This window comes from Pseudomonas edaphica (genome assembly GCF_965277385.1).
Lineage (GTDB): Bacteria > Pseudomonadota > Gammaproteobacteria > Pseudomonadales > Pseudomonadaceae > Aquipseudomonas > Aquipseudomonas edaphica.
The window spans coordinates 2,372,822-2,395,697 of the sequence record NZ_OZ255725.1 but is presented as its reverse complement, the minus strand read 5'-3'; the positions used below and the strand labels follow the sequence as shown (position 1 = coordinate 2,395,697).

The window sequence follows — 22,876 nt, the reverse complement described above, 5'->3', positions numbered from 1 at the left end:
AAGCCTGTGTTGCTTATTGTACTTTGTTAATTACCTGGCTCCACTTGTTGGCAATCGAAGCATCTTTATCGAGCTTTGCCATCTCGAGCGTTTCTGCGCTTTTTTGCTCAGTGAGCGTTTTCATTTGATCAAAAAGCTCTTTGCTGGTAATACCGCCACCGCTGCCGATTGGAGATGTCATGATTTCACCTTTGGGTTGTCTATCGGATAGTTGAGTATTCGTCATGAGTCATTCGATTAATCGTGCTACATCGTTATTTGATAATCGATGCTCGTACACTGAGTGGCGATGCCTCTGGAAACAGTTCCATCGGCCTGTTTCTACTTGTTTCAGCGTTTATTGCGCTTCCTGAACGTGTAAACACGCGTTGAGTGAAACACCCAGTTGCTTCATTCGGTAGTAGAGCGTGCGCTTGGCAACCCCCAGTTCCAACGCCACACAATCCACGCTGTAAGTGTGACGATGTAAAGACTCTTCAATGAGCGTTTTCTCAATACGCTGCAGACGGTCTTTCAGGCCCAGTTCCAGCGGTTCTGCATTCGATGCCGATAAAGGCGGCAGCCCAAGGACAAAACGCTTGGCCGTGGAGCGTAGTTCGCGGACATTGCCCGGCCACGTATGACACAACAACTGCTGGAGCAGTTCGGTTGGGGGGGGAGGGGCTGTGCAGTTGAAGTGCTCCGCCTCTTGTTTAATCATCTCCAGAAACAACGGTACGATACGCTCACGTCGGTCACGCAGCGGCTGCAGCTTGATGTTAATAACGTTCAGGCGAAAATACAGGTCCCGCCTGAAGCTGCCTTGCTCGACCATGTCATGCAGTGATTGTTGAGCGGACGCGATGACGCGCATGTCGACGGGGATGAAGCGTGTTGAGCCCAGCCGTTCAACCCCTCGTGATTCGAGCATACGCAATAGCTTGGCCTGCAGCGAAAGCGGCATGCTGTCGATTTCATCCAAATATAACGTACCCAGGTGAGCCGCCTCGATAAACCCTGCGCGTGATTGTACAGCCCCGGTATAAGCACCACTGTTGACACCGAATAATTGGCTTTCGGCGAGGCTCTCCGGAATGGCTGCGCAATTGACTGCAACAAAGTTACCTCGACGGCCGGACAGGCGATGTATTCGTTGTGCCAGGGTATCTTTGCCAGTGCCGGTTTCCCCCAGCAACAAGATGTCAACATTCAGTGTCGCGGTGCTATTGATCGTGTTCTCAATATCCGAGCCTTCAATGAATGGCGTATCGGTTTCGCTTTCTTTTTGATCGGCGGCCGACATCGGATGGGTGCTCCACTAGCGTGATTGTTTACGATTAAAGGGCTGTGATTTAGACGGTGTTTGGGCAGAGCGTAAAGTATAAGATTTATCATCGAGTATGCAGGTAAGAGTAAGCCAGGCTTGCGTAGGAAAAGTCATTAACTTGTCGCTTAACGTCACTCGAGGTTGTTGGGCTGTTTTTGTTACGACAAATAGGAAACGTCTTAAGGTTTCAAATAGATAAGAGGATAGCTATTGTCGAAATACAAACAACCGCCCACAAAAAAGCCGATGCAGTGCATCGGCTTTTTTGTGGGCGGCAAAACCGCGATGGCGCTTAGACGTTGAAACGGAAGTGCATCACGTCGCCATCCTTGACGATGTACTCTTTGCCTTCCAGGCGCCATTTACCGGCTTCCTTGGTACCGGCTTCACCCTTGTACTGGATGAAGTCGTTGTAGGCGATGACTTCAGCGCGAATAAAGCCTTTTTCGAAGTCGGTGTGGATCACGCCAGCGGCCTGTGGTGCAGTGGCACCGACCTTGACGGTCCAGGCGCGGACTTCTTCAACACCGGCGGTGAAGTAGGTCTGCAGGTTGAGCATTTCGTAGCCGGCGCGGATCACGCGGTTCAGGCCAGGCTCTTCCAGGCCCAGGGCCTCGAGGAACATGTCTTTTTCTTCGCCGTCATCGAGCTCGGCGATTTCCGCTTCGATCTTGTTGCACACCGGCACCACGATGGCGCCTTCTTCATCGGCGATGGCCTTGACCACGTCGAGCAGTGGGTTGTTCTCGAAGCCGTCTTCGGCAACGTTGGCGATGTACATCACAGGCTTGGTGGTCAGCAGGTGGAAGCCTTTGATCACGGCTTTCTCGTCGACGCCCATGTTCTTCATCAGGCTGCGTGCCGGCTTGCCTTCGGTGAAGTGTGCGATCAGTTGCTCCAGCAGGCCTTTCTGAACCACTGCGTCCTTGTCACCGCCCTTGGCGTTACGCGCGACTTTCTGCAGTTGCTTTTCGCAGCTGTCGAGGTCGGCGAAGATCAGTTCCAGGTCGATGATCTCGATGTCGCGTTTCGGGTCAACGCTGTTGGAGACGTGAATCACGTTCTCGTCTTCAAAGCAGCGGACCACGTGGGCGATGGCATCGGTTTCACGGATGTTGGCCAAAAACTTGTTGCCCAGGCCTTCACCTTTCGACGCGCCGGCTACCAGGCCCGCGATGTCGACGAACTCCATGGTGGTCGGCAGGATACGCTTGGGATTGACGATCGCCGCCAACGCGTCCAGGCGCGGGTCTGGCATCGGCACGATACCGCTGTTGGGTTCGATGGTGCAGAAGGGGAAGTTCTCCGCCGCAATACCGGACTTGGTCAGGGCGTTGAACAGGGTGGATTTGCCGACGTTGGGCAGGCCGACGATGCCGCAATTGAATCCCATGGTGTTTCCCCTCGGTAAGAGTCAGGCCTTCTGGCTGTGCAGGTTTTTCATCGCGCGGTTCCATTCACCGGCGAAGATATCCGGCAGCACGCCGAGGGCAAAGTCGATGCTGGCATCGAGTTTTTCCTGTTCGGCGCGTGGCGCACGACCCAGGACGAAATTTGAAACCATACTGGCAACGCCTGGGTGGCCAATGCCGAGCCGCAGACGGTAAAAATTATTCTGATTACCCAACTGCGCAATGATGTCGCGCAGGCCATTGTGGCCGCCATGCCCGCCGCCTAACTTGAGTTTGGCAACGCCGGGTGGCAGGTCCAGTTCGTCATGGGCCACCAGGATTTCTTCGGGTTTGATCCGGAAGAAGCCCGCAAGCGCCGCGACAGCCTGGCCGCTGCGGTTCATGTAGGTGGTAGGAATCAGCAGACGAACATCCTGACCCTGGTGCGAGAAGCGCCCGGTCAGGCCAAAATATTTGCGATCGGCCACAAGGTTCACACCTTGTGCGTGGGCGATACGCTCAACAAAAAGGGCCCCCGCGTTATGCCGGGTCTGTTCGTATTCGGCGCCTGGATTTCCCAGGCCAACGATCAGTTTAATGGCAGTCACGACAGGGGCCCTTCCTTTGGAGTTGTGGATAACATCGCCGCAACCTGTGTGCGGCGAAAGCGGTCAACAAAAGATCATTTACTCAAGAGTAAACGCCGCGTTATCGCCCGCTTTCTCGCTACGTTCCGGTCCGCGATGTTTCCTCAAGCTCCGACATTACAGAGTGAATTACTCTGCAGCGCCTTCTTCAGCTTCTGGTGCAACGCGTGGAGCGTGAACGTTTGCAACAGCTTTGTCATCACCGTGAGCCAGTGCAACAAACTCAACGCCTTTAGGGGCTTTGAGGTCGGACAGGTGAACGATGTCGCCGATTTCCAGAGCCGACAGGTCGACTTCGATGAACTCAGGCAGGTCTTTCGGCAGGCAGGTCACTTCGATCTCGGCAACAACGTGCGAAACTTCGCCGCCTTTCTTGACCGGAGCTTCTTCACCAACAAAGTGCACAGGCACGATAGCGGTCAGTTTCTGACCGGCTACTACGCGTACGAAGTCAGCGTGCAGCACGTGGCCTTTGGCTGGGTGACGTTGCAGGGCCTTGATGATGACGTTCTGCTTCTTGCCACCAACATTCAGCTCGATGATGTGGCTGTAGGCCGCATCGTTTTCGAGCAGTTTGGCGATTTCTTTGGCCAGCATGCTGATGGATTCAGGGGCTTTGTCGCCACCGTAAACTACAGCTGGAACCAGGCTTGCGAGACGACGCAGGCGGCGGCTCGCACCTTTCCCCAGGTCGGAACGCGCTTCAGCATTCAGAGTAAAATCGTTCATGTTGTATCTCCAAAATAACCACATTCGCCCCAGCGTTTGCGACCAGCGCTAAAGGCGATATGGGCAAAAAAGCCCCGCCCCAACAGAATGCTGGGGCGGGGCGCTTTTCGTCAGTGGGATGTTTCGTAAGGTTTGACCCTTATCGGAACATCGCGCTGATCGATTCTTCGTTGCTGATGCGGCGAACCGCTTCGGCAACTACCGGTGCGATATCCAGTTGACGGATACGCGAACAGGCTTGAGCTGCTGCGGACAACGGGATGGTGTTAGTCACCACCAGTTCGTCCAGCATGGAGTTCTCGATGTTCTCGATCGCTCGGCCCGACAGCACAGGGTGTGTGCAGTAGGCGAAGACTTTTGCTGCACCGTGCTCTTTCAAGGCTTTCGCCGCGTGGCACAGGGTGCCGGCGGTGTCGACCATGTCATCAACCAGAATACAGGTACGCCCTTCGACATCACCGATGATATGCATCACTTCAGAGTGATTGGCTTTCTCACGGCGTTTGTCGATGATCCCGAGGTCCACGCCCAGGGATTTGGCAACAGCCCGTGCACGCACGACGCCACCAATGTCCGGGGACACGATCATCAGGTTTTCAAAGCGCTGGTCTTCAATGTCATCCACCAATACTGGGGAGCCGTAGATGTTATCTACCGGAATATCGAAGAACCCCTGGATTTGGTCAGCGTGCAGGTCAACCGTGAGAACACGGTCGATGCCTACCACGGTCAGCATGTCAGCAACGACTTTCGCGCTGATAGCCACACGTGCGGAACGCGGACGGCGATCCTGACGGGCATAACCAAAGTAAGGGATTACAGCTGTGATTCGAGTCGCTGAGGAGCGGCGGAAGGCATCAGCCATCACGACGAGTTCCATCAGGTTATCGTTGGTCGGAGCGCAAGTCGGCTGAATAATGAAAACATCTTTACCGCGGACGTTTTCATTGATCTCGGCTGTAATTTCGCCGTCGGAGAATTTACCGACAGAGATGTCACCGAGAGGGATATGCAGCTGACGTACGACACGTCGAGCCAGATCGGGGTTGGCGTTCCCCGTAAAGACCATCATCTTGGACACGCGCAGTACCTAGAGGCTGAGGGTAACCTGGATGAGTATTAGAAAATGGCAGGGGCGGCTGGATTCGAACCAACGCATGGCAGGATCAAAACCTGCTGCCTTACCGCTTGGCGACGCCCCTGTATCTGTTGCAACGAGTACCCAGTACTCGGTTCCTTTTAGAGCAGACTTTGCAGCTTGCGATGCAACATCGAAACGTTGCTTCCCTTTGCTACAAACCCTGTAAGGGTCTCTGTAAGAAGGGCCGAGACTTTATCAGCTTCAGCTTTGCTTGGGAAGCCCCCAAACACACAACTTCCAGTTCCGGTTAATTTTGCTTCGGTAAATTTACCTAACAAATTCAAAGCGTTACGTACCTCTGGATAACGCCTTGCTACAACCGGTAAGCAGTCATTTCGACTGTTTCCCTTGGGAACGGGGCGCACTTTAATGGGAGGAGAGTTACGTGTCAACAGTGGATCTGAAAAAATTTCTGCTGTACTTACAGATACTTGCGGAACAAGCACGACATACCAAGGCTCTTCGGGGTATTCCGGGGTGAGTTTCTCCCCGACGCCTTCGGCAAAAGCCGCGTGCCCACGCACGAAAACCGGCACGTCGGCGCCCAGTGTCAGGCCCAGCGTGGCCAGGCGATCGTGGTCCCAGCCCAGTTGCCACAAGTGATTCAAACCGAGCAGCGTGGTCGCGGCATTTGAGCTGCCGCCACCGATGCCGCCGCCCATGGGCAAAATTTTATCGATCCAGATGTCGATGCCGAGGGAGCAACCGGATTGCGCCTGAAGTTTTTTCGCGGCCCTGACGATCAGATTGCTGTCGTGGGGCACGCCTTCGAATTCGGTGTGCAGCTGGATCACGCCATCGTCGCGCACGGCGAAGGTGAGTTCATCGCCGTAATCGAGAAACTGAAACAGCGTCTGCAACTCGTGGTAGCCGTCTTCACGGCGACCCAGAATGTGCAGCATCAAATTGAGTTTGGCCGGGGAGGGCAGTGTCAAGGTGGTGGCGGTCATGTTATTGCCCCAGCTTGCGCGGTTGCCATTCCTTGATCACCAGCGTGACGTCAAGGTCGGTGCCATGCAGTTTGATGCGCTCGGGCAGCCAGTAGGCGCCCTGTTGCACATAGCTGAGGTATTCAACCTGCCAGCCATCCTGCTCAAGCGTGGCCAGGCGGCTGTCGCCGTTGAGGCTCAGCCTGCTTTTGCTGTCCGGCGCAGGCAGGCCGCGTACCCACCACACAAGGTGCGAAACGGGGAGCTTCCAGCCAATCTTTTGTTCCAGCAGTTCTTCCGGCGTGGCTGCCTCATAGCGGCCTTGATTGGCCACTTCCAGGCTCACTTGCCCTGGCCGGCCGGTCAGGCGCGCAGCACCGCGGCCAAGTGGCCCGGACAAACGGATATCGTAATAGTCCTGGCGCTGCAGCCAGAACAACGTGCCGCTGCCGGAATCTTTCGGCGCGCGAACCCCGACCTTGCCGTCGATCTGCCAGCCGTCGATGCTGCTGAGCTGCTCTTTGTGCTGTTTCCATTGCGCCGGGTTGCCCTGGCCTTCAACGGATTCACGACTGCCGATGCCTGCGCAACCGGCGAGCAGGGCGATAAAACTGAAAACAATAACGTGGCGCAAAAACATAAGCTTAAAGGGTCTCGGATCCGGTCAGGCGCTTGATGGTGCCGCGCAGGATGGGGCTTTCGGGTTGTTCCTTGAGGAATTTTTCCCAGATTTGTCGCGCTTCGCGCTGTTTGCCATTGGCCCACAGCACTTCACCCAGGTGGGCTGCCACCTCTTGGTCGGGGAAACGTTCGAGTGCCTGGCGCAGCAGGCGTTCGGCTTCGTCCAGATTGCCCAGGCGGTAATTCACCCAACCCAGGCTGTCGAGCACGGCCGGGTCTTCCGGGTTGAGCTTGTGGGCTTGTTCGATCAGCACCTTGGCTTCGGCGTAACGCGTGGTGCGGTCCGACAGGGTGTAGCCCAGGGCATTGAGCGCCATGGCATTGTCCGGGTCGCGCTTGATGATCAGGCGCAGGTCTTTTTCCATCTGTGCCAGGTCATTGCGTTTTTCCGCCTGCATGGCGCGGGTGTACAGCAGGTTCAAATCGTCGGGGTATTGCAGCAAGGCTTGTTGCAGCAATTTCCAGGCGCGTTCGCCCTGCTTGTTGGCCGACAGTGTTTCGGCCTGGATCAGGTACAGCTGGATCGCATAGTCCGGCTCGGCATCACGTGCCGCCGCCAGGCGTTTTTCCGCTTCGTCGGTGCGGCCGTTGCTCATCAGGATATCGGCCTGACGCAGTTGGGCCGGCAGGTAATCGTTGCCGGGGCCGACCTGGGCGTACTCAAGCAGCGCAGCCTGCGGGTCGTTGCGTTCTTCCGCGATGCGGCCGAGGTTCAGGTGCGCCGAATCCACATGGCTTTCGCGCTCGATCAGCTCCTCCAGATAACCCTTGGCCTCGTCCCAGGCCTTGGCTTCCAGGCAGACCAGTGCCAGGGAGTAACGCAGCTCGTCGTCGTCGGGGTATTGCTGGACCAGGTTGGCGAACTGCACTTTGGCGTCTTCCATGCGGTCTTGCTCCACCAGCATTCGCGCATAGGTCAGCAGCAAGCGCTTGTCGCCCGGGTATTTCTTGATGCTTTTTTCCAGCAGTGGAATCGCTTCCTTGCCGCGATTAAGGTTCTGCAGCAAGCGTGCGCGCAGCAGAATCGGGGCGATCTCGCCGTCTTCCGGCGGGTTCTGCTCCAGCAGCTTGAGGGCGGCATCGGCTTCATCATCCTGCTGCAGCAGCAAGGCTTTGCCGAAAATCAGCTGGCTGTTCTTCGGATGCTTTTGCAGCAGGCGGTCAAAACTCTTCATCAAGCCATTGCGCGTGTCCTGGTCAGTGTCGGCAGCCGACAGCGCGAGGAAGTCGAAATGCGTGTCGCCCTTGCCCTGCAGGACTTTCTCCATATACACCATGGAGTCGTCATAGCGCCCGGCGCGTGCCAGTTGCACGGCCGCCGCACGTTGCGCTTCCAGGTCTTGCGGAGCGTTTTTCGCCCAGATCAGCGAAGTATCCAGCGCGGCCTGGTCAGCGCCCAGGTATTCGGCGATGCGAAACGCACGCTCCGAAATGCCCGGGTCCTGGGTGTTGATGGCCTGGGTCACATAGTTATCCAGGGCAATATCGAAACGATTGCGCTGGCCGGCGAGTTCCGCGGTCAGCAGGCTGTAGATCGTTTCTTCATTGAACGAGGAGTAAACCTTGGGCTTTTCAGGGGCTGGGGCGCTGTCTTCGACCGGCGGCGTACCGTCCGGCGACACGGGTGCCAAGGCCTGGCAGCCGCTGAGGAAGACAAAAGCAAGGAGCAACGCGGAAGATCTATTCATATAGGAAGAGGACGACTAACCTGCGGTCGGATCATCATGACACAAGCCTTCGGCCAAACATAACCGAGTCTCAGTGGGCGCCTTTATAGGCACAAGCTACTAGGACAATAGACGACGGTGGTTGTTCTGGATCTTTCGAAGTAGGACAATTGTCGGCTTCCCGACATCATCAGCGATATTGAATGGCCTTCCTCGCACTCGGTATTAACCACAAGACTGCAACCGTAGACGTGCGCGAGCGCGTGGCGTTTACGCCAGAGCAGTTGGTTGAGGCCTTGCAGCAGCTCTGCCGGCTCACCGACAGCCGCGAAGCTGCGATCCTTTCGACCTGCAATCGCAGCGAGCTTTATATAGAGCAGGAACATCTCTCAGCGGATGTGGTGCTGCGCTGGCTGGCCGATTATCACCATTTGGATCTCGAGGACCTGCGCGCCAGTGCATATGTGCACGAAGAGGATGCGGCAGTTCGTCACATGATGCGCGTCGCCGCAGGGCTCGACTCGCTGGTGTTGGGCGAGCCGCAGATCCTCGGCCAGATGAAATCCGCCTACGCCGTGGCCCGCGAGGCTGGCACCGTCGGCCCGTTGCTTGGCCGTTTGTTCCAGGCTACGTTCAATTCGGCCAAGCAGGTGCGCACCGACACCGCCATCGGTGAAAACCCGGTGTCCGTCGCGTTCGCCGCCGTGAGCCTGGCCAAACAGATTTTCAGTGACTTGCAGCGCAGCCAGGCGCTGCTGATCGGCGCCGGTGAAACCATCACCTTGGTCGCTCGCCACCTGCATGACCTGGGCGTCAAGCGTATCGTGGTCGCCAACCGCACCCTGGAGCGCGCGAGCATCCTGGCCGAGCAGTTTGGCGCCCACGCGGTGTTGCTCTCGGACATCCCGGCCGAGCTGGTGCGCAGCGATATCGTCATCAGCTCCACCGCCAGCCAGTTGCCGATCCTGGGCAAAGGCGCGGTCGAGAGCGCGCTGAAGCTGCGCAAGCACAAACCGATCTTCATGGTGGATATCGCTGTTCCCCGTGATATCGAGCCTGAAGTCGGCGAGTTGGACGACGTTTACCTCTATAGCGTCGATGATCTGCACGAAGTGGTCGCCGAAAACCTCAAGAGTCGCCAGGGCGCAGCCCAGGCTGCCGAGGAAATGGTCAGCACCGGCGCCGAAGACTTTATGGTGCGCCTGCGTGAGCTGGCGGCGGTCGACGTGCTTAAGGCGTATCGTCAGCAGGGTGAACGCCTGCGCGATGAAGAATTGATCAAGGCCCAGCGCTTGCTGGCCAACGGCAGCAGCGCCGAAGAAGTGCTGATGCAATTGGCACGTGGCCTGACCAACAAATTGCTCCACGCCCCCAGCGTTCAGTTGAAAAAGCTTACCGCCGAAGGCCGCCTCGATGCGCTGGCCATGGCCCAGGAACTCTTTGCCCTCGGTGAGGGCGCGTCAGATAGCTCTTCGGATAAAAAACCGCAATGAAAGCGTCACTGCTCAATAAACTGGACGTGCTCCAGGACCGTTTCGAAGAACTGACCGCCTTGCTCGGCGATGGCGAGGTCATCTCCGATCAGACCAAGTTCCGCGCCTATTCCAAGGAATACGCCGAAGTTGAGCCGATTGTGGCCACCTATAAAAGCCTGATGAAAGTGCAGGCCGACCTCGAAGGCGCCCAGGCGCTGCTCAAGGACAGCGACCCGGACATGCGTGAAATGGCCGTGGAAGAAGTCCGCGAAGCCAAAGAGAAGCTGGCCGAGTTGGAAGGCGACCTGCAACGCATGCTGCTGCCCAAAGACCCGAACGACGGGCGCAACGTGTTCCTCGAAATCCGCGCCGGCACCGGTGGCGACGAGGCGGCAATCTTCTCCGGCGACCTGTTCCGCATGTACTCGCGCTACGCCGAGCGACGTGGCTGGCGGGTCGAGATTTTGTCCGAGAATGAAGGTGAGCACGGCGGCTATAAAGAAGTCATCGCCCGGGTCGAAGGTGACAACGTCTACGGCAAGCTTAAATTCGAGTCCGGCGCGCACCGCGTGCAGCGGGTTCCGGCGACTGAATCCCAGGGCCGTATCCACACCTCGGCGTGCACCGTGGCCGTGTTGCCCGAACCGGACGAGCAGGAAGCCATTGAGATCAACCCGGCGGACTTGCGTGTCGACACCTACCGCTCGTCGGGCGCCGGTGGTCAGCACGTGAACAAGACCGACTCGGCGATCCGGATCACCCACTTGCCGTCGGGCATCGTGGTCGAATGCCAGGAAGAACGCTCCCAGCACAAAAACCGTGCGCGGGCCATGTCCTGGCTGTCGGCCAAGCTCAACGACCAACAGACCAGCGCCGCCGCCAACGCGATTGCCAGCGAGCGCAAGTTGCTGGTGGGCTCGGGCGACCGCTCCGAACGCATCCGCACCTACAACTTCGCCCAGGGCCGGGTCACCGACCACCGGGTCAACCTCACGCTTTACTCCCTCGACGAAATTCTCGCCGGCGGCGTTGATGCGGTGATCGAGCCTTTGCTGGCCGAATACCAGGCCGATCAATTGGCGGCGATAGGTGAATAAATGACCATTATTGCCAGCCTCCTGCGCGCCGCTGACCTGCCTGACTCGCCCACCGCGCGTCTGGATGTGGAACTGTTACTGGCTGCTGCCTTGGGCAAATCGCGCAGCTACTTGCACACCTGGCCGGAAAAAATCGTCAGCAGCGAAGATGCGCTGACCTTTGCCGATTACCTGCAGCGTCGCCGCACGGGTGAGCCGGTGGCCTACATCCTCGGTCAGCAGGGTTTCTGGAAGCTCGACCTGGAGGTCGCGCCGCACACGCTGATCCCGCGCCCGGAAACCGAGCTGCTGGTGGAAGCCGCCCTTGAATTGTTGCCGGCCACGCCTGCCAAGGTCCTCGACCTGGGCACCGGCAGCGGTGCGATCGCCCTGGCCCTGGCCAGCGAACGCCCGGCCTGGCAGGTCACTGCCGTTGACCGTGTGCTCGAAGCCGTGGCCCTGGCCGAACGCAACCGCCAGCGCCTGCACCTGAAGAACGCCACGGTGTTGAACAGCCATTGGTTCAGCGCGCTGCACGGCCAGCGCTTCGATTTGATCATCAGCAACCCACCTTACATTGCCGATAATGATCCGCACCTGGTGGCAGGCGATGTGCGCTTTGAACCGGCCAGCGCCTTGGTGGCGGGCCATGATGGGCTGGACGATCTGCGGTTGATCATCGCCCAGGCCCCAGCCCACTTGAATACCGGTGGCTGGCTGCTGCTAGAACACGGTTACGACCAAGCTGCGGCGGTACGTGATTTGTTGTCGGGTGAGGGCTTTGAAGAGGTCCACAGCCGCATCGACCTCGGCGGCCACGAACGCATCACGTTGGGGCGCCGCCCGTGCTGACCGACCAGGAGCTGTTGCGCTATAGCCGACAGATTCTGTTGCAACATGTCGACATCGAAGGCCAGCTGCGTCTTAAAAACGGCCATGCGCTGATTGTCGGCCTCGGCGGCTTGGGTGCGCCAGTCGCGTTGTACCTGGCCGCTGCCGGCGTGGGCGAGTTGCACCTGGCAGACTTCGACACTGTCGACCTGACCAACCTGCAACGCCAGATCATCCACGACACCGACAGCGTCGGGCAGGCCAAGGTCGATTCGGCCATGCGTCGCCTGGCCGGCATCAACCCCGAAATTACGTTGGTCGCCCATCGCACTGCGCTGGATGCCGATTCACTCGCCGCCGCAGTGGCTGCGGTAGACGTGGTGCTCGATTGCAGCGACAACTTCGCCACCCGTGAAGCCGTCAACGCCGCTTGTGTTGCGGCTGGAAAACCATTGGTCAGCGGTGCGGCCATTCGCCTGGAAGGGCAATTGTCAGTGTTCGACCCGCGCCGCGACGAAAGCCCGTGCTACCACTGTTTATATGGGCACGGCAGCGACACCGAGCTGACCTGCAGCGAAGCCGGTGTGGTCGGTCCGTTGGTCGGGCTGGTCGGTAGCCTGCAAGCACTGGAAGCGCTGAAGTTGCTGGCAGGTTTTGGTGAACCCTTGGTGGGGCGCCTGCTACTGATCGACGCCTTGACCACGCGTTTTCGCGAACTGCGCGTCAAGCGCGACCCCGGCTGCAGCGTTTGCGGGACGGCCCATGGTTAAGGACGCGCCCATCGGTGTGTTCGATTCCGGCGTCGGCGGCCTGTCGGTGCTGGATGAAATCCAGCAGTTGTTGCCCCATGAGTCACTGCTGTACGTGGCTGATGGCGGGCATATCCCCTACGGTGAAAAATCCCCGGCGTTCATTCTTGAGCGTAGCCGTTTGGTCGCCGAGTTTTTTCGTGAACAAGGCGCCAAAGCCTTTGTGATTGCCTGCAACACCGCAACCGTCGCCGCCGTGGCTGATTTGCGCCAGGACTATCCCGACTGGCCTTTGGTGGGTATGGAGCCGGCGGTCAAGCCAGCCGCCGCTGCCACCCGCAGTGGCGTGGTCGGCGTGCTCGCCACCACCGGCACATTGCAAAGTGCCAAGTTCGCAGCATTACTCGACCGCTTTGCCACCGACGTGCGGGTGATTACTCAGCCGTGCCCGGGCCTGGTGGAGTTGATCGAAACCGGTGACCTCAACAGCACCGCGCTGCGCCAGCTGTTGCAGGGCTATGTCGACCCGCTGCTGAGCGCCGGTTGTGACACCATCATCCTCGGCTGTACCCATTACCCCTTCCTCAAGCCGCTTCTGGCACAGATGCTTCCCCCTAGCATCATCCTGATCGACACCGGCGCTGCCGTGGCGCGTCAGCTCAAGCGTCTGTTGGGCGAACGTAACCTGCTGTCGCTTGGCAAGCCTGAGCCAGCGCAGTTCTGGACCAGCGGCGACGTCGATCACCTAAGAAATATCCTACCGACACTCTGGAAATCTCCCGGTGTTGTGCGTAATTTTGGCTTGTGAAAAATTCGTGAAACATCGCGGTTAGAAGCTGAACTTCTGGCATCGCGCAAGCTTCTATAGCGTTAGCCTGTACAAAACCATACGACTTCGATCTCAAAGGATGTGCTCTTATGAAGCGCTTGTTCTGTTTGGCTGCGATTGCGGCCGCTGTGGTGGGACACTCAGTTTCGGCCCAGGCCGCCGGCCTGGAATTTGGGGTGGGGGGCACCAGCGATTCGACCATGACCTATCGATTGGGGCTGACGTCGGATTGGGATAAAAGCTGGTGGCAGAGTGATACGGGTCGACTGACCGGCTATTGGAGCGGCGCTTACACCTACTGGGATGGCGACAAACGCGCGAGTGTCAGCAGCCTGTCGTTCTCGCCGGTGTTTGTGTACGAGTTTGCCGGGGAGAAGGTCAAGCCCTATATAGAAGCCGGGATCGGTGTCGCGGTGTTTTCACGTACGCGGGTTGAAGACAACAACATCGGCCAGGCCTTCCAGTTCGAAGACCGACTGGGCTTTGGTTTGCGCTTTGCCGGTGGGCATGAAGTGGGCATTCGCGCCACGCACTATTCCAATGCGGGCATCAGCAGCAATAACGACGGGGTAGAAAGCTACTCGTTGCACTACACCTACCCGTTGTAACTCTCAAGCCTGCGCAAAACCATGTGGGAGCTGGCTTGCCTGCGATGCAGACACCTCGGTTTATCAGTTACACCGAAGTGATGCTATCGCAGGCAAGCCAGCTCCCACATTTTATATCCACCACATTTTGGCTCAGCGATACGCCGTCGCAATGCCCTGGCGCTCTTCCAGGCACTCCGGCGCACCCATCTCGAATTCCCGACAGATCAATGGCCGCCGCTCGTAGATCGTGCACATCATCGTGTCCCGATCCAGCGCCGCGCACCAGCCGTCATCCAGGCGCAGCATCACTTCACCGCCCCAGTCGTCGGTATCGATATAGCGTTGCGGCACACCCGTGTCGGTAATCAGCATGACTTCCAGCTGGCAGCAGCAGGCCGCGCACGTCGAGCAGGTGACGGCGGGTTCGGTGATTTGAGTGTGGGGGATGTTGGTCATAGGCGCGCAGTGTAAGGCAAGCGCGCTGGGTGCGCATGAATGCTCTGACGGACGTCAGTGGCCAAGCTGTCGCGCCACCCAGTGCATGACGGGGAACAGGATCGCCCAGAGCAGCGCCAGGCCGATCAGTGTCAGCGTTGTGTCGTAGCCGAAACGAACACCGGCCAATTGGCTGCCGGCGTAGTAAGACAACGGCCCGCCCACCGCACCCAGCAGGCTGGCGCGCCACCAGGGTTGTGCGCTCCAGGCCAGGCAATGGCGCAGCGTAGTCGCGAGCAGTGCCCATAGCATGATTAGCCAGAAGGGAATCAGCGGCCCTGGAAAACCGAAGTGAAACACGCCAAAGGTGCGCAACGAGGTATCGACCACGGTGCCCAAAAGGGTCACGGCCAGGAGCACTTGGCCGTCTTCAGACCATGAGCTTGTCCACAGCAGGTGGATGACCAGCACACCAGCGCCCACCCATAACCAACGGGTGTCACCGCCCAGCACACAGGCAAACCAACCGCACTGGAACAGCACGGCATTGGCCAGCGTTTTAAGCACTGAAACGCCCGAGCAACGGCGGGTTGATCGCCGCAGGCTTGGCCAGCAGCAACTGCGCGGTACCGATCGTTCGCTCCATAAACCCACCTTCGCAGTAGCACAAGTAGAATTCCCACAGACGCAGGAAGTATTCATCGTAGCCCAACTCGGCAAGGCGGCCATGGGCGCGACGGAAGTTCTCATGCCACAGGCGCAAGGTGCGCGCGTAGTGCAAGCCGAAGTCTTCCATGTGCAGCAGGTTCATGTCGGTGTCGCGGCTGACGATCTGCAACATGTTCTGCACGGATGGCAGGGCGCCACCGGGGAAAATATAGCGCTGGATAAAGTCGACGCTGTTCTTGGCCTGCTCAAAACGCTGCTCACGAATGGTGATGGCTTGCAGCAGCATCAGGCCGTCGCTTTTGAGCAGGTGCGCGCATTGCTTGAAGTAGGTGGGCAGGAAGCGATGGCCGACCGCTTCGATCATCTCGATGGACACCAGCTTGTCGTACTGACCGGTCAGGTCGCGATAATCTTGCAGCAGCAGCTTCACCTGATCCTTGAGGCCCAAGGCCTCGATGCGTTTTTCGGTGTAGGCAAACTGTTCTTTGGACAAGGTCGTGGTGGTGACCTTGCAGCCATAGTGCTGCGCCGCATACAACGCCATGCTGCCCCAGCCGGTGCCGATTTCGAGCAAATGGTCAGTGGGTTTGAGCGCAAGCTTCTGGCAGATGCGTTCCAGCTTGTTCAACTGCGCCTGTTCCAGGCTGTCGTCGGGCGTCAGGAACTGCGCCGCCGAATACATCATGGTCGGGTCGAGGAATTCCTCGAACAGGTCGTTGCCCAGGTCATAGTGGGCGGCGATATTTTTCTGCGAGCCCTTGCGGGTGTTGCGGTTAAGCCAGTGCAGGCCTTGGGTGAACGGTCGCGCCAAGCGCGCCAGGCCGCCTTCCATTGCGTCAAGCACATCAAGGTTGCTGACCATCACACGCACCACGGCGGTGAGGTCCGGGCTGCTCCAGTAACCGTGGATAAACGCCTCGCCGGCGCCGATCGAACCATTGGCGGCCACCAAGCCCCAGACCGCCGAATCGTGGATCTGGATTTCGCCCAACAGATGCGCTTCGCGTGCGCCGAACACCTGGCGTTCACCCTCTTCAATCACTACCAACTGGCCGTGGCGCAGTTGGCTGAGCTGGCGCAGCACACCTTTGCGCAACAGCGCACTGGTCACGCCGTTGACGTTCAGGCGGTTGGTCTTGACCGATAAGCTAGGGGATTTCATGGCGGCGATCCTTGGTATACCCGACTGCGGTGCGAGAGGCGCCATCGGCGGCCTGATGGGAAAAAATCGGTGTGCGTTTGAGCAGCAGGCGCATGGCTTGCCAGTAAATCGCCAGGCAGGTCTTGGCGGTCATCCACGGGAAGCGCCACAGGTAACGGTGCAGGCTGGCGCGGGTCAGCGTTTCTTTTTGCAGGCTCAAGGTGGCGTCGAAGACTTTTTGCGTGCCCTGCCAGTCGGCCATGTGCACACCAAGCCTGTCGGCCGGCGGGCTGAAACTCATGCGATATTCCAGGTCGCGGGGTAAAAACGGCGACACATGGAACGCCTTGGCCACGGCGAAGTGCTGGTGTTCCTCGGCGCCGAGCGCCTGGGCCGGCAGCACATAGTGGTAACGCTCGCGCCACGGGGTGTTGGTTACTTCACACAGGATCGCGGCCAGTTGCCCGTCGGCCTCGAAGCAGTAGAAGAAACTCACCGGGTTAAAAGCCAGGCCCCAACTGCGGGCCTGGGTCAGTAGGCAGATAACGCCCCGGGGCTCGCGCCCCAGTGCCTTGCCGACTTCCTGGCGCACGGCATCGCTCAAGCTCATGCCGTGACGCGTGAATTCACGCAGGTAGTCCTGCTGGCGAAAGCCGAAGGGCGCCAGGCGGCTGTTGCCGGCCAGGGGTGATAGGCCGAGCACTTCGTCTTGTTCGCTCAAGTCCAGGTACAGCAGGCCGATGCGGTAGCGAAAGGCGTGGGCCTTGGGCGCAAACCGGCGATGGGCGATCCAGCCGCTGTACAGGGCGCTGTTCATAGGGTTTCGCCAAAGGCCTGGGCCACGCGTAATGCGCTGCTCACGCCGTCTTCATGAAAACCGTTGGCCCAGTAGGCGCCGCAGTAAAAGGTGTGCCGCGCGCCGTGCAATTCTTCCCAGCGGTTTTGTGCGGCCACTGCCGCCAGGCTGTATTGCGGATGCGCATAGGTGTAGCGCGCGAGGATCTTCAGCGGGTTGATCATCGGCGTCTGGTTGAGGCTGACGCAAAAGGTGGTGTCGCTGTGGATGCCTTGCAGGATGTTCATGTCGTAAGTGACGGCCGCCTGGGTTTGCGCGCTGCCGCTCAGGCGATAATTCCAGCTGGCCCAGGCCAGTTTGCGATCGGGCAGCAGGCGCGTGTCGGTGTGCAGCACCACGTCATTGTCGGCGTAGGGCAGGGCACCAAGAATGTCCTGCTCAGCCTGGCTCGGGTCGGCCAGCAACGCCAGGGCCTGGTCGCTGTGACAGGCGAACACCACGCGGTCAAAGGTCTCGCTGCCGGCAAGGCTGTGGATAACCACGCCGTCGCCTGTGCGTTCGACTTTATCCACAGGGCAGTTCAGGCGGATCTGCTCGCGAAAACTGCGGGTCAAAGGTTCGATATAACTGCTGGAACCACCTTCGATCACGCACCATTGCGGCCGATTGTTCACCGACAGCAACCCGTGGTTCTTGAAGAACCGCACAAAGAACTGCAACGGAAAACCGAGCATGTCCGCCAGCGACATCGACCAGATCGCCGCGCCCATCGGCACGATGTAATGGCGGATAAAGCGTGGGCCATAACCCCCGGCCTCGAGGTAGTCGCCCAGGGTCATATCGGCACTGATGCGTTGCTCTTGCAGGTCCAGCGGTGCCTGGCGGTTAAAGCGCAGAATGTCGCGCAACATGCCCCAGAATCCCGGCGAGAGAATATTGCGGCGCTGGGCAAACAGGCTGTTGAGGTTATTACCGTTGTACTCGAAACCTGCGTTCTGGTCGCACACCGAAAAGCTCATTTCGGTGGGCTTGAAGGTCACGCCAATCTGCCCGAGCAGACGGATGAAATTAGGGTAGGTCCAGTCGTTGAAAACGATAAAACCGGTGTCCACGGCATAGGGTTTACCTTTGACCGTGACGTTGACCGTGTGGGTGTGCCCGCCAATGCGCTCGCCCGCCTCAAACAGCGTGATGTCGTGGCGCCGACTGAGCAGGTAAGCGCTGGTCAGCCCGGCGATACCGCTGCCGATGATGGCGATCTTCACAGGTCGTCCTTCTTCGGTGGCGGGCTGCGCAGCATGCGTTTGCCGATAATCAGTTGCGCGCGGTTGGGCAGCTTCGACAGTGGCCACAAGGTGGCGATAAACATCGCGGGGAAGGCGATTTCCAGCGGGCGCTTTTCCAATTTGGCGAAGATATGCCTGGCAGCCTTTTCGGCGGACCAGCTCAGCGGCATCGGGAAATCATTGCGTTCGGTCAGCGGGGTGTCGACAAAGCCCGGGCTGATCACCGTGACGTCGATGTTCTCCGGCGACAGGCTGATGCGCAGCGATTCGAACAGGTAACGCAGCCCGGCCTTGGACGCGCCATAGGCTTCGGCGCGTGGCATTGGCAGGTAGGTCACGGCGCTCGCAACGCCGACCAGATGTGGGGTGAGCCCTTTGCGCAACAGCGGCAGTGCAGCTTCGATGCAATAGCTGCTGGCAAGCAGGTTGGTGCGCACCACATGCTCGACGATGGAGGAGTCGAATTGCCGGGCGTCGACATACTCACAGGTGCCGGCGTTGAGGATCACCGTGTCCAATGAACCCCAGACCTCGCCGATGCGTTCGCCGATCTCGCGCACGGTCTGGCTGTTGGTCAGGTCGCCGGCTACCACCAGCACTTGGCCTGGATAACGCTGGGCGAACGCTTCCAGCGGGCCTTTGCTGCGCGAGCTGAGCGCCACATGCGCGCCACTGTTGAGCAGTTCGACGGCCAGTGCGGCACCGATGCCACTGCTGGCGCCGGTCAACCAATAACGGCGGGGCGGTACAAGGCTCATCCCATTCTCCTTTTTAGCCAACTGACCACACGGCCGACTACCGGTAAGTGTTCATAGAGCAACGCGCCCGCGTCGAAATAATCGCGATGGCGGTAGACCTTGTCGCGCCACATCAGGTGCGAGCAACCTTCCACCCGGATTACCTTGCCATTGGCCAGGCGTGGGTGGCAAAAACTCATTTTCCAGCGCAGGTAGCCTTCACCTTCGGCGACCTGGTCGAAGCCATGGAAGTCAAAACGCAACTGGCTGATGTTGCTGTACATCTCGGTGAAGTAACCGCGCAAAGCGGGCAGCCCATGCACTTCGTGCAGCGGATCGGTGAAGGCAATGTCCTGGCTGTACAAGCTGTCGAGCAGGTGCAGGTTGTGCTTGTCCAGCGTGGTAAAGGCTTGGGCGAACCGGTGCAGGAAGTCACTCATGTTCGGCGACCTCCTGGCGTGAAGGCAGGTTGCGGAAGGCGGCGAGGGCGCGCTCGCGGGATTTTTTCAGGTCGACAATCGAGCGTGGGTAATCTGCCGCGCCGAACAGGCCACCGGCGGCTTCGGGGTTGTGCACTTCTTTTTTGTTCAGCGCCGCCAACTCTGGCAGCCAGTGCTTGATGAACACCCCTTCGCTGTCGAACTTTTCCGACTGGCTCAACGGGCTGAAAATCCGGAAATACGGCGCCGCGTCGGTGCCGGTGGACGAACTCCACTGCCAGCCGCCGTTATTGGCGGCCAGGTCGCCGTCGATCAAGTGGCGCATAAAGAAGCGCTCGCCTTCGCGCCAGTCGATCAGCAGGTTCTTGGTCAAAAACATCGCCACCACCATGCGCAGGCGGTTGTGCATCCAACCGGTTTCCAGCAGTTGGCGCATGGCTGCGTCAATGATCGGCAGGCCGGTGCGCGCTTGCTGCCAGGCGGCCAAGTCCTTGGGCGCATCGCGCCAGGCCAGCGCCTCGGTTTCGGGGCGGAACGCACGGTGGCGTGAGACCCGTGGGTAACCGACCAGAATGTGTTTATAGAACTCGCGCCACAGCAACTCGTTGATCCAGGTGATGGCGCCGATATCGCCGCTTTCGAACTCGCCCTGGTTGGTTTGCAGGGCGGCGTGCAGGCACTGGCGCGGCGAAACCACCCCGGCGGCGAGGTAGGCCGAGAGCTGGCTGGTGCCGGGTTTGGCCGGGAAGTCGCGTTCGTCTTTGTAGTAGCTGATCTGTTGGTCGGCGAAGGCGTCGAGGCGGCGCCGGGCTTCTTCTTCACCGGCCGGCCAGAGGGCGCGCAAGGTCTCGCTGGGTGGCGCGAAACCGTCGACCTGATCCGGGATGGCGTCGCTGTGCACATCCTGCGGTGCCTGTTGTTGCGGCGTGGCCACCAGGCGCGGCAAGGCGCTGTGCAGGCGGTTGTAGCAGACCTTGCGGAACTGACTGAACACCTGAAAGTAAGTGCCGGTTTTGGTCAGCACGCTGCCGGGTTGGAAAAACAGTTGGTCGAGGTAGCTGTGGAACGTCACACCGTCAGCCTCCAGGGCGTTGGCCACGGCCACATCGCGACGGCTCTCGTGGATGCCGTATTCCTCGTTGACGTGCACCGACTCCACTGACAGTTCCCGGCACAGTTTGCCCAGCACGGCGGGCGCCTGGTCCCAGGTGTCGGCGGTGCGAATCAGCAAGGGAATGTTCAGTTCGCCAAGGGCCTGGCTCAGGTGCTTGAGGTTACGCAGCCAGAAATCGACTTTGCAGGGTGCATCATCATGGGCCAGCCATTGCTGCGGCGTGATCAGGTACACGGCGGCAACCGGGCCGCGCTGGCAGGCGGCGGCGAGGGCGGTGTTGTCGTGTAGGCGCAAGTCGGTGCGCAGCCAGATCAAATGCATTTAGACAATTCCACGCTGGATCAGTAACTGGTGGGCTGACAAGGGGTCTTCGGCCACGAACAATTCAGGAGTGTCACGGGTTAATACGGCTAACTCGTCCTGGTGGATGCATACCGTTGGTCCGGCAATCAAAATTGGGCAACTGATGCCGCCCAACAGTTTGCCGAGTGCCGACAAGTGGAGGGCTTTGCTTGAGTACAGCAGCACCGCACGCGGTTGCAGGTGTTCCACGGCCAGGGCCAGTTCGCCGGTCGGCAAAGGCCAATCAAAAACCTCCACGGGGCAGTCGGCGCTGCTGGCCAGCCAGGCGCTAAGCCACAGGTGTGGCTCCATGGGCACGTCTGACTGGTTGACCAGCAGCAACGGCGCGCCCTGGAGCTGGCGGTTGTTGTGGTAAATGCGCGCGCCGAACTTGCTGCGCAGCCAGGACAGAAAAAACACTCGCTCCATTTGCGCGCCGAACTGGCCCTGCCAGCGTTGCTCCAGCGCGTTGAGCAGCGGCAGCATCAATTGCTCACACAAGGTGCGCGGCGGGTACAGCGCCATGGCCTGGTTGAACAGGTCGTCGACCCGGCGTTCGGCCAATTCGCTGATTGCGGTGAGCAGTTTATGACGCAGCACATGCCATTCATTTTCGACGCTGTCGGGGCTGGCCTGGGCGGAATCGATCAAGCCTTTGACCTGGCTGACCGGCACGCCACGGTTGAGCCAGGTCAGAATGGTATGGATGCGTTGTACATGTTCGGCGCTGAACAACCGATGGCCCTTGGGCGTGCGCTGGGGCACGATCAGGCCATAACGGCGCTCCCAGGCGCGCAGGGTCACGGCGTTGACGCCGGTCTGGCGCGCCACTTCGCGAATCGGCAGCCAGCCGTCTTCGATGGCTTGGGCGATGTCTTCGACAGGGTCGTCTTGCAGGGCAGGTGTCATGGTCTAGATCGCATTACGCAGGCTGAGGTTTTCCGGGTGCGGCTGCAGGTACGCCTGCTGCGCGATGTAGCGGTCCGGGTGTTGGCGAAAGTGATGTTTGAGCAAGGTCAGCGGCACCACCAGCGGCACGATGCCGGTGCGGTATTGGCCGATGACGGTTTGCATTTCCTGCTTGTCATCGGCGCTGATGGCTTGTTTGAGGTAGCCGCTGATGTGTTGCAGCACATTGGTGTGGGTGCCGCGTGTGGCGCACTTTTTCAGGCCGGTCATCAACTCGCTGAAATAGCCGGCGGCCAGTTCATCCAGGTTGATGCTTTTGCCCATGCTGCCCAGCAGGTGGCCAAGGCTTTTGTAATGCACAGGGCTGTGGGCCATCAGCAGGTATTTGTAGCGCGCGTGGAACGCCAAAAGGCGGTGACGGGTGATGCCCTCAGCCAGCAATTCTTGCCAGCTGGCGTACACGAACACGCGGGTGAGGAAGTTCTCGCGCAGCACCGGGTCATTCAACCGGCCGTCTTCTTCCACCGGCAGGTTGGGGTGGCGTGCGCAAAACGCCTGGGCATAAATGCCGCGCCCGCCGCCATCAACGGGCGTGCCGTTGTCGCGGTAGACCTTGACCCGCTCCAGCCCGCACGACGGCGACTTCTGCATGAAGATGTAGCCGCACAGGTCTGTGTGTTCCACAGCCATCTGCTGGCCGTAATCATCCAATGGCTGCGTCACATTGAGGTCACGGTGCACGGTGCCGACAGCCTGCGGGTGGGCAGGGTCGCCCACCAGGCGAATCGGTTCGCGGGGGATGCCCAGGCCGATCGCCACTTCGGGGCACAACGGCACGAAGTCGAAATAGTCGGCGAGCGTTTGGCTGCACAGCAGGGATTGTTTGTGTCCGCCGTTAAAGCGCACGTTCTCGCCGAGCAGGCAGGCACTGATGGCGATCTTCGGTTTTGCGCTGCTGGACATGCT

The 22,876-nt window shown here is 59.4% G+C and carries 25 protein-coding genes and 1 tRNA gene; 6 read left to right on the top strand and 20 right to left on the bottom strand.

Annotated features, from left to right (window positions below; genetic code table 11):
• Positions 1-13: 13 nt before the first annotated feature.
• The 10 genes from ACQY47_RS10940 to ACQY47_RS10895 all read right to left on the bottom strand — a co-directional run bounded on the left by ACQY47_RS10940 (position 14) and on the right by ACQY47_RS10895 (position 8,512).
• On the bottom strand, positions 14-181 hold the full coding sequence (locus ACQY47_RS10940) for a hypothetical protein (RefSeq protein WP_428557081.1): 168 nt from the start codon (positions 179-181) through the stop codon (positions 14-16).
• A gap of 156 nt (positions 182-337) precedes the next feature.
• Complete coding sequence (locus tag ACQY47_RS10935; protein WP_428557080.1) at positions 338-1,282, bottom strand: sigma 54-interacting transcriptional regulator; 945 nt, start codon at positions 1,280-1,282, stop codon at positions 338-340.
• A 316-nt stretch (positions 1,283-1,598) separates the two neighbouring features.
• Positions 1,599-2,699 (bottom strand): redox-regulated ATPase YchF, encoded by a 1,101-nt coding sequence (gene ychF / locus ACQY47_RS10930; RefSeq protein WP_017137643.1) that lies wholly within the window; start codon positions 2,697-2,699, stop codon positions 1,599-1,601.
• Positions 2,700-2,720: 21 nt separating this feature from the next.
• On the bottom strand, positions 2,721-3,305 hold the full coding sequence (gene pth, locus ACQY47_RS10925; RefSeq protein WP_010213318.1) for an aminoacyl-tRNA hydrolase: 585 nt from the start codon (positions 3,303-3,305) through the stop codon (positions 2,721-2,723).
• A gap of 168 nt (positions 3,306-3,473) precedes the next feature.
• Positions 3,474-4,073 carry a 50S ribosomal protein L25/general stress protein Ctc gene (locus tag ACQY47_RS10920; RefSeq protein ID WP_017137642.1) on the bottom strand — a complete coding sequence of 200 codons (600 nt, stop codon included), beginning with the start codon at positions 4,071-4,073 and terminating at the stop codon, positions 3,474-3,476.
• Positions 4,074-4,212: 139 nt separating this feature from the next.
• Positions 4,213-5,154 (bottom strand): ribose-phosphate pyrophosphokinase, encoded by a 942-nt coding sequence (locus ACQY47_RS10915; protein WP_003208392.1) that lies wholly within the window; start codon positions 5,152-5,154, stop codon positions 4,213-4,215.
• Positions 5,155-5,200: 46 nt separating this feature from the next.
• Positions 5,201-5,275: transfer RNA gene (locus ACQY47_RS10910), tRNA-Gln, on the bottom strand.
• 37 nt (positions 5,276-5,312) lie between these two features.
• A complete protein-coding gene (gene ispE / locus ACQY47_RS10905) occupies positions 5,313-6,164 on the bottom strand; it encodes a 4-(cytidine 5'-diphospho)-2-C-methyl-D-erythritol kinase (RefSeq protein ID WP_017137641.1) in 852 nt (283 codons plus the stop codon).
• A gap of 1 nt (position 6,165) precedes the next feature.
• The gene (gene lolB, locus ACQY47_RS10900; RefSeq protein WP_428557079.1) at positions 6,166-6,783 is read right to left on the bottom strand and encodes a lipoprotein insertase outer membrane protein LolB; all 618 of its coding nucleotides are present in this window, start codon (positions 6,781-6,783) and stop codon (positions 6,166-6,168) included.
• A gap of 4 nt (positions 6,784-6,787) precedes the next feature.
• A complete protein-coding gene (locus tag ACQY47_RS10895; RefSeq protein WP_017137639.1) occupies positions 6,788-8,512 on the bottom strand; it encodes a tetratricopeptide repeat protein in 1,725 nt (574 codons plus the stop codon).
• A 182-nt stretch (positions 8,513-8,694) separates the two neighbouring features.
• Here ACQY47_RS10895 and hemA point away from each other — a divergent pair, with 182 nt between their 5' ends.
• From hemA to ACQY47_RS10865, 6 genes are all read left to right on the top strand, one after another.
• Positions 8,695-9,984, top strand: coding sequence for a glutamyl-tRNA reductase (hemA, locus tag ACQY47_RS10890; protein WP_017137638.1), 1,290 nt, complete (start codon positions 8,695-8,697; stop codon positions 9,982-9,984).
• Positions 9,981-11,063: a peptide chain release factor 1 gene (prfA, locus tag ACQY47_RS10885; RefSeq protein WP_099549221.1), complete on the top strand. Its 1,083-nt coding sequence runs from the start codon at positions 9,981-9,983 to the stop codon at positions 11,061-11,063. The genes hemA and prfA overlap by 4 nt, the downstream gene beginning before the upstream one ends.
• Positions 11,064-11,894, top strand: coding sequence for a peptide chain release factor N(5)-glutamine methyltransferase (prmC, locus tag ACQY47_RS10880; RefSeq protein WP_177033721.1), 831 nt, complete (start codon positions 11,064-11,066; stop codon positions 11,892-11,894). It begins immediately after the preceding gene.
• Positions 11,888-12,643 carry a molybdopterin-synthase adenylyltransferase MoeB gene (locus tag ACQY47_RS10875; RefSeq protein ID WP_099549223.1) on the top strand — a complete coding sequence of 252 codons (756 nt, stop codon included), beginning with the start codon at positions 11,888-11,890 and terminating at the stop codon, positions 12,641-12,643. Before prmC ends, ACQY47_RS10875 begins: the two co-directional genes overlap by 7 nt.
• Positions 12,636-13,430: a glutamate racemase gene (gene murI, locus ACQY47_RS10870; protein WP_428557078.1), complete on the top strand. Its 795-nt coding sequence runs from the start codon at positions 12,636-12,638 to the stop codon at positions 13,428-13,430. The genes ACQY47_RS10875 and murI overlap by 8 nt, the downstream gene beginning before the upstream one ends.
• A 110-nt stretch (positions 13,431-13,540) precedes the next feature.
• Positions 13,541-14,059: an acyloxyacyl hydrolase gene (locus tag ACQY47_RS10865; RefSeq protein ID WP_017137633.1), complete on the top strand. Its 519-nt coding sequence runs from the start codon at positions 13,541-13,543 to the stop codon at positions 14,057-14,059.
• A gap of 132 nt (positions 14,060-14,191) precedes the next feature.
• Here ACQY47_RS10865 and ACQY47_RS10860 read toward each other — a convergent pair whose 3' ends face one another.
• Genes ACQY47_RS10860 through ACQY47_RS10815 form a run of 10 tightly spaced genes read right to left on the bottom strand, consistent with a single transcriptional unit; the run spans position 14,192 to position 22,873 of the window.
• Entirely contained in the window at positions 14,192-14,497 is a 306-nt protein-coding gene (locus ACQY47_RS10860) for a YkgJ family cysteine cluster protein (protein ID WP_017137632.1), read from the bottom strand.
• A gap of 54 nt (positions 14,498-14,551) precedes the next feature.
• Positions 14,552-15,043: a DUF2878 domain-containing protein gene (locus tag ACQY47_RS10855; RefSeq protein WP_176991533.1), complete on the bottom strand. Its 492-nt coding sequence runs from the start codon at positions 15,041-15,043 to the stop codon at positions 14,552-14,554.
• Entirely contained in the window at positions 15,036-16,307 is a 1,272-nt protein-coding gene (locus ACQY47_RS10850) for an SAM-dependent methyltransferase (RefSeq protein ID WP_099549226.1), read from the bottom strand. Before ACQY47_RS10850 ends, ACQY47_RS10855 begins: the two co-directional genes overlap by 8 nt.
• Positions 16,294-17,103: a DUF1365 domain-containing protein gene (locus ACQY47_RS10845; protein WP_017137629.1), complete on the bottom strand. Its 810-nt coding sequence runs from the start codon at positions 17,101-17,103 to the stop codon at positions 16,294-16,296. The genes ACQY47_RS10850 and ACQY47_RS10845 overlap by 14 nt, the downstream gene beginning before the upstream one ends.
• Entirely contained in the window at positions 17,100-18,347 is a 1,248-nt protein-coding gene (locus ACQY47_RS10840) for an NAD(P)/FAD-dependent oxidoreductase (RefSeq protein ID WP_176991535.1), read from the bottom strand. Before ACQY47_RS10840 ends, ACQY47_RS10845 begins: the two co-directional genes overlap by 4 nt.
• A complete protein-coding gene (locus ACQY47_RS10835) occupies positions 18,344-19,126 on the bottom strand; it encodes an SDR family NAD(P)-dependent oxidoreductase (RefSeq protein WP_017137627.1) in 783 nt (260 codons plus the stop codon). Before ACQY47_RS10835 ends, ACQY47_RS10840 begins: the two co-directional genes overlap by 4 nt.
• A complete protein-coding gene (locus tag ACQY47_RS10830) occupies positions 19,123-19,545 on the bottom strand; it encodes a nuclear transport factor 2 family protein (protein WP_017137626.1) in 423 nt (140 codons plus the stop codon). The genes ACQY47_RS10835 and ACQY47_RS10830 overlap by 4 nt, the downstream gene beginning before the upstream one ends.
• Positions 19,538-20,980 carry a deoxyribodipyrimidine photo-lyase gene (phrB, locus tag ACQY47_RS10825; RefSeq protein WP_428557077.1) on the bottom strand — a complete coding sequence of 481 codons (1,443 nt, stop codon included), beginning with the start codon at positions 20,978-20,980 and terminating at the stop codon, positions 19,538-19,540. The genes ACQY47_RS10830 and phrB overlap by 8 nt, the downstream gene beginning before the upstream one ends.
• The gene (locus tag ACQY47_RS10820) at positions 20,981-21,910 is read right to left on the bottom strand and encodes a MerR family transcriptional regulator (protein WP_428557076.1); all 930 of its coding nucleotides are present in this window, start codon (positions 21,908-21,910) and stop codon (positions 20,981-20,983) included.
• A gap of 3 nt (positions 21,911-21,913) precedes the next feature.
• Complete coding sequence (locus tag ACQY47_RS10815) at positions 21,914-22,873, bottom strand: YbgA family protein (RefSeq protein ID WP_186618170.1); 960 nt, start codon at positions 22,871-22,873, stop codon at positions 21,914-21,916.
• Positions 22,874-22,876: the final 3 nt, after the last annotated feature.